Source organism: Paraburkholderia tropica, from assembly GCF_914484835.1.
Taxonomy (GTDB): Bacteria; Pseudomonadota; Gammaproteobacteria; order Burkholderiales; family Burkholderiaceae; genus Paraburkholderia; species Paraburkholderia tropica_A.
Map to the genome: position 1 here is coordinate 108,004 of NZ_CAJZAR010000043.1, position 12,149 is coordinate 120,152.

Genomic DNA, 12,149 nt, shown 5'->3' on the forward strand with positions numbered 1-12,149 from the left:
CGGACGGACCATCCCCGGCGGGGATGAATCCCCACCGGGCAGGTCAAATGGATTGCCGGACGTGCCGGCTAACAGATCAGGCGGTCACCGCCGGGCGCGAGGCCCGGACCAACCGCTGCCCCGTCGGGGCGACTTCATTCGCTGCGAGAAACCGTGCGCTCCACTGGTCCGCAAAATCGGTCCCGCGCACGCGCGGACGATGCTGCACGACGGTGTAGCCCTCGGACCGCAGGCGCTTCGCGAGTACCATTCCGGCCGCAACGCCGGGCGATTTCCCGGTCTTCACATCAATGTGATCGAAGTCCATGAAGATGTGCACGACCTTGATACCGAGGCCTTCCGGCACGACGAACTTTGAGAGCAATACACGGTTCAGGCAGTTCCAGACCGGCACGCCGGTTTCCATGAAGGCGCCGTACACCGTCTCCAGTCCCTCGCCAACACCGATCTCGCCATCGACCGGCTGCATCAGACGCACTGCGCCGCCCGCGAGCGGGTTGAGCGTCATGTCGTTGAGCTTCGTATCGAGGATTTCGCCGTGCGCAGACACGATCGTCGCCTTGGCCGGCTTGACCGGATCGAGAAACGTGCGATGCAAGGTGCCGAGCCGCCCGTCGGGCAACTCGAACCGCGCGAGGATGCCGGGCCATTCACCCAGCACCGCCCCGTCGTGCCGGTATTCGAGTACACCGACTCGCAACGCAGCAGATGGACCAGCCGTCAGGCCGGGCACACGCTCCTGCAGATAACGCATCGAGAGATCGCCGACGGTCTGGCACCTGGCGTCCTGCCACATACCGTTCAGTCGCTTTTCAACGAAGGCGTGGCTCGCCTTGCGTTTCGGGCGTGGCGCCTTGAAGTCCGCAACAGGGCGCGTAGACGCCGGAGCGCCTCCCGTGAGTTCCCGCATCAGCTTGAAGAGGCCGATGCGGCTCACGCGGGTGATCAGTTGCAGGCCGTCGCCAGCCATTGGATTGCCGTCGTTGCACTGGCGACATACCCAGTCGCCGCGACCGTTCCGGTTGTCATACGTGAAACGGTCATCGCCGCCGCACACCGGGCACGCTGTCGCGTGTCCGGTGAGATAGTCTGCGGGGATGCCGTAACTCATCAGGGTCGAGATCCACGCCTGCGGAGAGAGCGTGAATCCCTTCAGCGTGCGTTGCAGCCACTCGTACTGCTCGGGTGACAGCCCGCGTCCAGTCGTACTCATATGTCACTCTCCATAGGGAAGTGGGTGGGGTCGGTGCCTGAGCAACAGGCGTGAAAACTCGTGCTCAAAAGAGCCGCCCGCGTGCGCGAGTCGCTCTTTTCAGCAGGTTTCCTGTGTCGGTCGAAGTGAGTCAGCGCGCGATCGCGCGATACAGAGGGAGGCGTCGCACGACGCACCCGAAGGTGCGCCGCGAAACGTAGGTGAGGATTTGCGGGATCAGCAAACCGTCAAGGTGAGTCTTTCCGGGATCAGATTGCCGCCCACGCCGCGCGGGCGTAGATCTGGCGGAAGGGGATGTCGTCCTCGAGCTGATCGAAGCCGCCGAAGCCACCGCCGCCTCCATTCGAAGACGCAGGCGGCGCTGACCGACCTGCCCCGGCTGGCTGCGCACGGGCGGAACGACCGCCCGCTGCCGGCTGCGACAAACGCTGCGGCTGCGAATCTCGCGCGGCGCGCGAGTCCTGTTCGAAGCCATCGTCGTCACCGGGCTCGCGCCGCTCGCCGCCACTACGGCCGCCGAGCATCTGCATATTGTCCGCGACGATCTCGGTCGAGTAACGATCGGTGCCGTCCTGCGCCTGCCACTTGCGTGTGCGCAGGCGGCCTTCGAGATAGACCGACGAGCCCTTCTTCAGATACTCGCTGACGATTTCCGCGAGACGGCCGAAGAACACCACCCGGTGCCATTCGGTCATTTCCTTGAATTCGCCCGACGCCTTGTCCTTGTAGCGGTCGGTGGTTGCGAGCCGGATGTTGGCCACAGCGTCACCGCTGGGCAGATAACGTACTTCCGGTTCCGCGCCGAGATTCCCGACGAGGATGACCTTGTTGACTGCTGCCATGGAAACTCCTGTAATTAACGTGTGATGGACCAGAGCCACTTGTCCCAGAGGACCTGCTGCCCGTCTTTCATGACCGGTTGCCCGCCTTCGCGGAAAGCTGGCACCTTGATCTTTTCGAGGCGGCGAACCGACACGGTGTCGCCGATCTTGCAGCGCGAATCGGCGATCGCGTCCTTGAGGCCTTCGCCTTGCAGGATCTGTTCTCCCATCGCGGTTTGGATACGCATTGCGAACGAGGTGTAGAACGGCTTGCCGTTGGGCTTGCGCTCGGGAAACTTCTCTTCTCCCCAGCTCACGACCTTGCCGTGTATCGCCGCAAGCATGTCGCGGCGATGACCACCAGCCTTGTGTTGCGCGCGCGGCTCCTGCGCTGCGTGTACCACCGCCCGTTCAAGCCTCTCTGGATGCGCAACATGGAAGTGTTGGGCAGCTGGTGACGGCGACTGCACGTGGCCCGCCGGGGACGGGGACGGTATCGACGACATCTGCAGAGCGCCGCATTCGCGGATTGCCGTGGCGATCGCGTCTTTCAGTGGTAAGGCATGCTCCCGAAGAAGCGACCAATGCGGCGAAAGCTCCGGAAGGATCTTGGTGCCGAATGGCGTGTCGCGCGCGCCCTCATCGAACGCCGGAACGAACTGCACGACACAGTCCCCCTCATCGACGAAGAGATTAGGAACGTCCTCGATGGTGACGAACGTCTCATTCTCTGCGCCCTCGCCGACACGGCGCGGTTGCGCGTTTTGTGTCGATTGCGGGGCCACGTGCACTGTGGCACTGCGCGCCTGGTGCTCCCTGCGAACGTCCCCTTTGACAGCGGGAAAAAACTCAGCGAGTGCGCGGAAAAAATGTTGAGCGGCCATATTCACTCCTACAGCAACGAGCCGAAACAGATGCGGCGCAATTCAGCGAGATCGCGCGCGAGTAGTGGTGTCTCGAAGATCACGGACTGGAGCGTCTCGGGATCGATCCCGTTGACACTGCAAACGTGCTCATACGACAGCGCCCCGTCCCAGTAGCCCATGATCCAGCCGAGCGTGGCGCGGTAGTCGTCGACATCGAGCTTCACGTTGCGCAGCCGTTCGCTGAGCATCGCCGCGCAGTCCATCAGGGACTCCGGCATACGGTCGCCACGGCGGCTGTCGCGCGCGAGGGTAATCAGTGCGTCGATCATCCCTTCGCGCACGGATGCGCTCCAGTACTGCGGATCGGGTAAGGGATCCGGTTTGGGAGGAACGACGAGCACCGGAGTGGCCTCGCCGCCAAAGATGTCGAGCTGCCAGGCAGCGACTTCTGGTTTCATGGGATTGCTCCGGGATCGTCCGGGCAATCGCACCCCTGGCCGGGAATGGATTCCCGGCGGGGGTAAGGGCCACCGCGACGAGCGCCGCGGTGGAAGTGCAATGACGGACCCTAGTCGTGGGTACCCGTCTTCTTCATTGGAATGACAACGGCGGACCGTGCGTACTGACGGACCGGCGTGACCTGTGCAACAGCAACGGAAACCGGCGCGACCTGTTCTGCTGGTTTCGCGTCGGCCTTCAATGCCTGCTCACGAACCTCGTTCGCGCGCTCACGTGCGGCTTCGGCTTCGGCAGCTTCAAACGCCTTCGCTTTCAGCATGATCTGCTTGCGAACCCAATGAATGGCAACAAGAAACAGGAACAGGCCCACGAAGAACGACATCGTGGCCAGATAGACGACAAGGCACAGGGCGAGGAGCTTGCCCGGTGATTTCATGACGTCTCCAACAAACAGCTTCAGCATTTTTCTCTCCAGAAAAATTAGCGCACGAGGGAATGTCCAGGCGGTGCCTGGTAGTTTCGATGCTCGAAGCGAGCAAGGAAAACCGGTGCGCGAAGCACGTGCGCCGTGGCCCGATGTCAGGCCACCGCGTACGGACTCGCGCGGACAGGAAATAAATGGAATATGCCGGCACGAGAACCGTGCGGCCGTTTCGATGCGTGCTGGACGCCTTGACATCCTGAGGTTAGGTCATATGGAGGCGGAGGCCCATCGCTATGCTCGCGAATTCGCGTGAGCTTTCGCCCAGACGCGTTGGGCGGTGTCGTGCCGACAGGCGCCTGTCGGCCAAAACCCGGAAAGCTTCACTTTTTGTTGAGCTTTCCGGGTTTGAACAGGCATGCGCCTGTCGGGCGCGCTCACTTGACTTCTCAAAATGCCTGGCAGACTGGATTCACTACCTTCATTGAACGGAGTGAACATGACCAGCCTCCTTGGTGTCGCCGCCATCGGCTATTTCGGATACCGGCTCGCCCGGCGCGCGCCGCGCCGGCGTCGCAGTGTGCCTGCCGGATCGCCGCATCGACACAGCGCCCCACCCGCAACGCGGGCGATGATCCGTGGCGAAGCCGGCGAAGCGGCCGTGCGCGCAGAACTGCGTCGCGTGCTCGCCGGTCTGTGCGGCAACGACTTCTACCTGCATGACGGTGCGGTGCTCGTGGAACACGCGCCGGGCACGGCGTTTCCGACTGCGGAGATCGATCACATCGCCGTCACGCCATTCGGCATCTTCGTGATCGAGACGAAAAACTGGAGCGGGCAGATTGCCCCTGCGGCGAATGCTGACGACGTGGTTCGCACCGGCGTCGATGGCGTGGCCGAAGTACGCCGTTCGCCGCTCGCACAGAACCGCACCAAGGTCGCTTTCCTCAACCGCAAGTTGCCGCCCGTCTGGCCGATCGAAGGCCTGGGCGTGTTCGCGGCCGCGGACTGCACGCTCCATCCCGGCCTCCCGCTTCCCTTGATCCATATCAACGAACTCGCGCTTTGGCTCCGCCAGCGTCGCACCGACTTCGGCACTGCGCGCAAGAAACCGGTCAATGTTCGCGTCGCATGGGAGGCAATTATGCTCAACGCATCAATCAGTGATTTTGATCTGGAGGAACACCGCAAACGTGTGCGTGCGCACCCTAAAGATGACGCAAACGATGCCGTTTGAATGTTGTGCCCCGCCTTTTAAGCAAAAGCTGCATGTTTTTCATCACCTTTCGCGGGGCTGCCAACCACACGCGCGCGTACCCTTAGCCGGTGAGTGCAATCGGCATCGCCGCTCCTGCTCCGGCAAAGAGGCTTTTCCGCGTGCCGTACCTCCCAACAGAGAGACCAGAAAATGAGCAACAAAAAGAAACCGCCGTTTGATCCCAATTCCGACTCGAGCAAGTCCGGCGACGACCGCACCAATCCGCGCAAGGACCAGCAGAAACTGCCGGCGCCCGACAGCGACTTCGATCCGACTGTGCCAGAAGATGGCGTCGTGGTCCCCTCCAGCGACGACTCGGTCGGCTTCTTCGGCACGCACCTGCCGTCTGCCGACGACATCGCACACACCGCGCGCAATTCGTTCGGAAGCACCCTTTCCGAAGAGCGTCTGCAGGAGCTGATGCGCAGCAGTGCCGAAATCAACGAGTCGGTGCGCCGGATCCTGCACGAACACATGGCGCTCGGATTCCGCTTCGGCGAAGTCATCCGCATCATCCACGGCGCCTACATCGCGAAATTCGGCGACAACGAGCGTACGTTCGAACGCGCGCAGGTCGATGCCTACCACTACATCGAGAAGCTGCATCAGGTCTCCAGAACGAAGATCAAGATGCATCTGCGCTCGTACGCCAAATTCCACGCCAATACAGAGGCGGTGGAATTTCTTCGGCAGACCGACATGCAGTTGCTGCTGCCCAAGGATCTGGGCGACGAGATCGTCAATGCAGTCATCGAGCAGCGCAAGGCCAACCCGGAGCTCTCCACGCGTGAAGTGAAAAATCTGATCGCCGCTTATCGCGAAAAGGTCGACGAGCTGACGGCGACGCGCGAGCAGGTGGAGACCAGTAACGAAGAGGTTGCCCGCCTGACGTCGCTCTACGATCTCAGCCGCGCGGAAGAGCAGCGACTGCAGCGCGAGATGGAGCTGATGCGCCTTCAGCACACCGAGGACCAGGAGGCGACCGACCGTCTGCGCAATGACCTCGCACTCGCCGGCAATTCGCGCAACACCCTTCACCAGCAGCTCAGCGAACTCGAAAAGGAGGTCGCAGTTGCACGTCGTGAGCTCGCCGATGCCCGGGCCCGGCCGCCAGTCAAGGACGAGGCCGCCCAGGAAGACCTTAACCGCCTCAACAGCCAGTTTCAGAAGCTGCTGCAGGAATCGGCCGAACTTCAGGCGCGCATCGAGGCCCAGAAGGCCGAGGAAGCCGAGATCTCCGCGAAGGTCATCGAAGCAGAGACCGCCTTTGAAACCAGCCAGCGGGTCGACGAAGCCGTGAACGCGCTGGTCGTCGAGTTCGGCCAGGTCGCCCAGCGCTACACGAGCGTCCAGCTGCTGTGCATCGCCGAGGGCAAGCTGCAACGCTACGCTCCGATGTTCAATGCGCTCGCCGATATCGTTGGCAAGTTCCATACCGAAATCGTCGCGGCAAGCAAGGCCGAATGAAACGCGCCCGGGGGCGCGTACGGCCCGCCACATGGCCGGTCGTTACTACACCGTGAATAATGAAATGAACCAGACAAAAAATAATCACGCCAGGAGTGCCGAAGACTACAAGGCGTTGCATCGGCTTCATCTGCCGTTCTGGCTCGGGGAACGCATCCGGATGGTCAACTACGACCTCGTCGAGCATATCCGTCAGGTGCTCGTTTCGAGTCCGGCTTTTGGCGAAATCTACGGCGTCGATCTCGAATCAATCGAACATCTGCACCGCAACGAAGCTTCGCTGCGCAGCCTGCTTGGCACGCCGTTCCTGATGGTTTCGCCTTCGCTTCCGACGGTTGAAGACTGGCGTTGCTTCGTGGACGACACGGCAACCACCATGGCCGTCGATGCGCTTCGCAAAAGCATGCCAGCAGAACGCCGCGAAATCACGCGGCAATCGATCCAGCATCACAACCGGCATTTTCTGGATGTCGTCCAGTCAGTCGCCAACCTCAACGTGCTGGCCGCCCCACTGCTTGGCATGACCCCGGAACTGCTGCGCTATCTCGGGGGACTGCCGGCCTATAAGCTCCGCCTGGCCCTCGATCGCATCCGCGATCTCCCGCTTTTCCGCTGGCGTTTTCGCGATGAGGCGTTCTGGTTCCAGTTCACAGCGCACGATATGAACGTTGAACAGGTGGCTCACCACATCATGTCGACAACGCCGTTCCGCGCGGGCGACCTGCCGCACACGGCGACCTGGGCAGGCCTGCGTATGGGTCGCGAGACGCATGAAATGTACGCGGCCGCCCTGATGGCTCACGGCGGCCGCGCGAGCACCGCAGCGACGCTGTTCGGGCTGCCGAAGAGCAAGACGCGTCAGATGTACGAGGCGATCCACAACAGGCGTTCGCCGTGCGGCAACCTGCCGAATTCGCTGCAGTGGTTTGTGGACAAGCCTCAGCACCGCCTGCACTCGACGGTGTTCATCTGGCTTTTTAGCGCGGCGCTCGAAGCGAACGCGAACACGCCGCAGGCGCTGATTGCTGCGGCCGATCTCTATGCGAACCTCTTCTCGGAGGGGGCGCCCGCGTTACTCACGGTGGACCGCGCGTGCGGGCTGACCCGATGGATGGCCGCCGGCACGCGCCTGTCCCTTGCGCCTTGCCGGGAGTGCCGGACACCCTACATCGTGTCGAACAACGAGTCGAAGATCGAAATGCACCACAGCTTCGTGTGCCCGGCATGCAACGGCAGCTTGCTGCCCCGCGTGCGCGGCAGCGGTCGCAACGGGAGGAATGGCAATGCAGCAGGCAGGTAACCGCATCGAATTGCCCGCCGGTCTCGTCGTCTTGAGCACTGACGGCAGGGCGCAGTTCGGCTGGCAAGACCCGGAGACGGGGGACTACTTCGCCGAAGAGGATGGCCGCTGCATCATGAATGCGATCGGCTCCGTCCCGTGGTGCGCGGACGCGATTCACTGATGATGGCCCGCCGCATGGAAGACCTCGCCTGGATGGTCAGGGACAGCGCTTCGGCGTGGCTACGCGGGTACGACGACGGCCGCTTTGCCGGTTATGAGGCGTTCTACCGGGAGGCCAGAAATGTCGCTCCGGAAAGCTTCGATCTCGAACGGCTCAACGAGGACTATTCGGCATGGGTGCGCGAGCGCCCGTCGCGCCTCGTGAGCGCCCTCAACCGTCCCATCGTTGCGCGCGCACTGATCGCTTTTCTCGCCGTCTGGATCGGTGCGCAGACGGTCCCGCATGCGGCCGGCTACGCCCCCAAGACGACTGCAGGCCTGCTGGTGGGGGTGTTCGTCGGCCTGAGAATCTTCCACCGACAGCGGCGTAAAGGCCGGATTTGATGCAAGTCGCATGAAACCCGCCCTCGCGGCGGGTTTTTTCTGCACACGCTTAAAGTCTTTCGAAATCTTTCCGTTACCTATAGGATCGCCCCTGCTGCGGCGCGTCCGGCTCGCCGACTTGACTTTGCGGTGAGCCTGGTAACCTGGTTTCAGGTACGCGCATGGGGCGCGGCTATAAATCGAAAAATGAGGACCACCGAAATGAAACAGCAGAACATCTCCGCAGTCACGGCTTTCGCCTTCGCTGCAACGCTCGCCCTCGCCGCGTGCGGCGGCGGTGGTGGTGGCAGCGATTCGTCGTCGGGTACGAACAATTCGTCGACGGGCGCCGGAAACACGTCCAGTGCAACGACAACGACGAGCGGCAACGTAGGCACGCCGCAATTCGCCGCAAACAGTGCACAGCTGACGATTTTCAACTCGTTGAACCAATATCGGCAGCAATGCGGTTTTCCGACGGTCGCGGAGAATACGAATCTCGACACCGCCGCCCAAGCCCACGCAGCGTACCTTGGATTGAATAATGTCGTGTCGGACACTGAGGACAGCAGCAAAGCCGGATACACCGGCACGACCTATTCCGACCGTGCGACCAAGGCTGGCTTCCCCCAAGGGGCTTTCTCGACGGGTGTGAGCGCAGGCGGAATCTATTCCAACGCAACTCTCACCGAAGCTGAATACGGGACACGTCTTCTCAACTCCTGGCTTGCTGGCGTCTATCACGTTGCCGTCGCGTCGTGGCCGATTTCCGCCGTAGGGGTCGGCGAGTCAGAGACGACTGCGAACGGATTCCCAGTCGCATGGGGCTCGGTGAGCATGGCCAACTACCAGACGATGACGAGCTCCGGCCCGCTGACCTTCCCCTGCCAAGGCACCACCGGCGTGCCGTATGCGACGGCAGTCGGGGAAACGCCGACGCCGCCGAACACGTCGGGACAATGGGGAACGCCGGTCTCTGTGACTGGCAATAATGGCGACACTGTCCGGCTAGTTTCGGGAACGATGACAGATACGTCGGGGACCGTGATTACCCTCCAGCTTCTCGATTCCTCGAACGACCCGAACAACGTTCTTCCGGCTTTTGAAGCGGTGGCCTATCCGGCTTCGGCCTTGCAACCGAGCACGACGTATACGGTATCGCTCACGGGCACGTACAACGGAGCATCCTTCTCCCGCTCGTTCACGTTCACGACCGGTAGCATCACGGGCTAACCACCGTGAGACATGGAGAAAAGCCGGGCTAGTCCCGGCTTTTTCCATGGCTCGCGCTAGTGGTTGCCACCGCAACTCAGACTCGCTCCATGCGTCCAAAGAACTCCGTACGACTCGCCACTTGAGTCGTTGACATAGCACCACGCATGCCACACGTTGGAGGTCACGCACAGGGATTCATCCGTGTACGTCGGTCCGGTCCATGCTACGTCGACGTTGTTGCTACTGTCCCTGATCGCCTCATAGGTCACAGCACTGCTTGGAATCCCATTCTGTGTCGCGCTGTAGCTGACACTCTTACTCTCGCGAGTCCAGACATACGCGTACTGGCTGTGGTACGTGTTGTGGTCGACCAAAGCCTCGCAAGAGCCCCCAGGATCTGGACTAGCAGGCGGCAACTGGCACGCGAGCCCGACCCAATTTGTACCGTTCCAAGATGGCTGCGCCGCCACCAAATAGCCATCCGGACACGTAGGCGGGGTCTGATAGCTGCACACGGGCTGGGTATAGCCCGACCCCATCCACTTCGCTGCCGTGACTGTGGTCCAGCCGGCAGCAGTCGAGCAGCCCGCAGGCGGTGTCTGCGGAGCCCGATACTGCGGCGTGATACAGCTCGAATCCTGATAGCCGTAAGAACAATGCGCCGGGGCGGCGTTCGCACTGGCCATGCCGAGCAACAGCGCGATCCCGAATACGGCGCGCTTCCAGCGCGACAGTCTGTTCTTCATCTACTCCCCTCCTAATAAGCACAATAGGTTTCCACCACGCCTTGGGCTCCTATATCGGCGCCCTGTCCGTCGGTCATCGAAACTGTCCACGGGCCAGCTCCGGTGACGTACGTATTCACCTGCGCGGTGGTATCCACATAGAAGTTCTGCGGGACGATCAGGATCTGCGGCGAGCCGCCCGACGAACAGGTGGGCGCAGGAACATAGGTCCCGTTTGTCACTGCGTAATACTGGTAGCGCGGGGACGGACCGCTTACCGGCACCCACTGGTTGAATAAGCACGAGAGGATCTGCCCGGAGCCGTCCGCGTTCGCCGCAATACGCGTCGTGCCGGTGGTCGAGGTGCAGCTCGCCCGCGGCGTTGCCGTATTCGCAATTTCGAGCGCACCGTAGACGGTTGCGTTGCCGTGCACGGCGGCCGCACCCGTGTCTATCGGCGCCGAGTCGGTGCCCGCAGCGTTCTGCACGTAGAGCGTCCCCGGCGAGCGCACTGCGTTAGACACTTCCACGTTCGATGCGGCGACGATCGGTGCCGCGATCGCGCCCGTCGCGTCGATGCTCCCGACGTTGTGCAGATCGACCCCGTTGACGTTCTGGCTGCCCGTCCACGTCAGGCTGCCGTCGCGCCGGATATACAGCGAGTTGCCGTCATTGCCGACACCGTTCGTCGCGAGAATAGCGGCAGCCGGCGTCCCGGACAGCGGATTGGTCGCTGTCCACGTGCCGCTGATGCCCGAGATCGTTCCCGAATTGCGCGTCGACGAAAAGCCGAACTGCGCCCCCTGCGAATTCGCCGCGAGCGCAATCTGGGCCGCGCCGGCCACGTCGGGCTTGCCGCCACGCGTATAAGGCAACGACGGATAGAAGACCCACGACACATGGCAATTGCCGTCCTGCTCCGTGCAGCCGTCCGGCAGCATGCTGACCTGGATCGTGTAGCTTCCGCCCCAGAACGGGCCCGCGCGGTACGTCTGCTTGAGATTGCCGGCTGTCTTCAGATCGGCGATGGTCGGCGCCGTCAGCGTCGAGTTTCCAGACTGGGTGTACTGGCTGAGCAGCGACGCGTAGTTGTCGTTTGTCCAGCTCCCGAGCGCGTCAGCGATTACCGCCTCGTTCTGCCCCTCGGTCGCAAGCAGCGCGGCGCGGTGCTTCTGGATGTCCTCGCGAATCGAGTACACCGTCAGGATCGCCGATGCCGCAAGGAAAACTACCATCTCGATGATGCTGCCCATGCCTGGTCCTCAGCTTCGCGTCGTGTACATCGCAACGGTGGCAGTGTCGCCACCCGATGCGCACGCGCTGCCCGCCGTCGCGCTGCTGAACGTCGTCGACGGACCGGACACCACCGTGCCGTTGACCGATACCTCGGTGAAGATGTTGACGACCGCGCTCAGCGCCATCGAGCACACCGCTTTCGGCACCGGGTAGCTCGTCACGATCGCGTCGTTGGACGACGTGACCGTGCCCGGTTCCGCCGTCACCTGACCGCCGAAGATGCCGGTGACCGTCGAATAATCGCTCGCCACGCGCGCGCCCGCCGCGTCGAACGCGTGGTTCTGCGCGAGCGTCGACAGCGTTTCGCTGGAGAAGTCGGCATCGTTCGCGGTCGCGTTCTGGATGCCCGTGTGGAACATGCCGACCTCGCTTTTGAACGTCGAGGACTGCACCATGTTGCGCACGAACGGCACGCCGTAAAAGAGCGCGAGCGAGAGGAGCGCGGCCGCGCCGAGCACCGCGCCCGCTTCGATGAGCGACAGTTCGCCGGTCTGCCTTTTCAGGCGGCCGAGGCGGCGCATCTGCGCCTTCTGCGCGGGGGTGCGTTGCGTAACATTGGTTTTCATGTGATTTCGTGCCTGAA

General features: G+C 62.4%; 13 protein-coding genes. 6 read left to right on the forward strand and 7 right to left on the reverse strand.

Translation table 11 applies throughout. The features are described 5' to 3' along the window. Positions 1-76: 76 nt before the first annotated feature. From LDO54_RS13040 to LDO54_RS13060, 5 genes are all read right to left on the reverse strand, one after another. Positions 77-1,213 carry a primase-helicase zinc-binding domain-containing protein gene (locus tag LDO54_RS13040; RefSeq protein WP_224010880.1) on the reverse strand — a complete coding sequence of 379 codons (1,137 nt, stop codon included), beginning with the start codon at positions 1,211-1,213 and terminating at the stop codon, positions 77-79. A gap of 248 nt (positions 1,214-1,461) precedes the next feature. Beyond that, positions 1,462-2,055, reverse strand: a complete 594-nt coding sequence (locus tag LDO54_RS13045) for a single-stranded DNA-binding protein (protein ID WP_224010882.1) — start codon at positions 2,053-2,055, stop codon at positions 1,462-1,464. Between the two features lie 14 nt (positions 2,056-2,069). Next, the gene (locus tag LDO54_RS13050) at positions 2,070-2,918 is read right to left on the reverse strand and encodes a hypothetical protein (protein WP_224010884.1); all 849 of its coding nucleotides are present in this window, start codon (positions 2,916-2,918) and stop codon (positions 2,070-2,072) included. A gap of 8 nt (positions 2,919-2,926) precedes the next feature. Next, entirely contained in the window at positions 2,927-3,358 is a 432-nt protein-coding gene (locus tag LDO54_RS13055) for a hypothetical protein (RefSeq protein ID WP_124262147.1), read from the reverse strand. Between the two features lie 110 nt (positions 3,359-3,468). Further along, a complete protein-coding gene (locus LDO54_RS13060; protein WP_124262148.1) occupies positions 3,469-3,822 on the reverse strand; it encodes a hypothetical protein in 354 nt (117 codons plus the stop codon). 457 nt (positions 3,823-4,279) lie between these two features. Between LDO54_RS13060 and LDO54_RS13065 the strand changes: the two genes are divergently transcribed. From LDO54_RS13065 to LDO54_RS13090, 6 genes are all read left to right on the forward strand, one after another. Beyond that, complete coding sequence (locus LDO54_RS13065) at positions 4,280-5,017, forward strand: nuclease-related domain-containing protein (protein WP_224010885.1); 738 nt, start codon at positions 4,280-4,282, stop codon at positions 5,015-5,017. 171 nt (positions 5,018-5,188) lie between these two features. Then, positions 5,189-6,505, forward strand: a complete 1,317-nt coding sequence (locus LDO54_RS13070) for a hypothetical protein (protein WP_224010887.1) — start codon at positions 5,189-5,191, stop codon at positions 6,503-6,505. 31 nt (positions 6,506-6,536) lie between these two features. Continuing rightward, positions 6,537-7,805, forward strand: a complete 1,269-nt coding sequence (locus LDO54_RS13075) for a FlhC family transcriptional regulator (protein ID WP_224010889.1) — start codon at positions 6,537-6,539, stop codon at positions 7,803-7,805. Beyond that, complete coding sequence (locus tag LDO54_RS13080) at positions 7,789-7,968, forward strand: hypothetical protein (protein WP_124262151.1); 180 nt, start codon at positions 7,789-7,791, stop codon at positions 7,966-7,968. Before LDO54_RS13075 ends, LDO54_RS13080 begins: the two co-directional genes overlap by 17 nt. Positions 7,969-7,982: 14 nt before the next feature. Continuing rightward, positions 7,983-8,351, forward strand: coding sequence for a transmembrane protein 268 (locus LDO54_RS13085; RefSeq protein WP_224010892.1), 369 nt, complete (start codon positions 7,983-7,985; stop codon positions 8,349-8,351). Between the two features lie 201 nt (positions 8,352-8,552). Continuing rightward, positions 8,553-9,563, forward strand: coding sequence for a CAP domain-containing protein (locus LDO54_RS13090; RefSeq protein WP_224010894.1), 1,011 nt, complete (start codon positions 8,553-8,555; stop codon positions 9,561-9,563). Positions 9,564-10,302: 739 nt separating this feature from the next. Here LDO54_RS13090 and LDO54_RS13095 read toward each other — a convergent pair. After that, positions 10,303-11,523 carry a hypothetical protein gene (locus LDO54_RS13095; protein WP_224010896.1) on the reverse strand — a complete coding sequence of 407 codons (1,221 nt, stop codon included), beginning with the start codon at positions 11,521-11,523 and terminating at the stop codon, positions 10,303-10,305. 9 nt (positions 11,524-11,532) lie between these two features. Then, the gene (locus tag LDO54_RS13100) at positions 11,533-12,132 is read right to left on the reverse strand and encodes a type 4 pilus major pilin (protein WP_065058068.1); all 600 of its coding nucleotides are present in this window, start codon (positions 12,130-12,132) and stop codon (positions 11,533-11,535) included. Positions 12,133-12,149 lie beyond the last annotated feature (17 nt).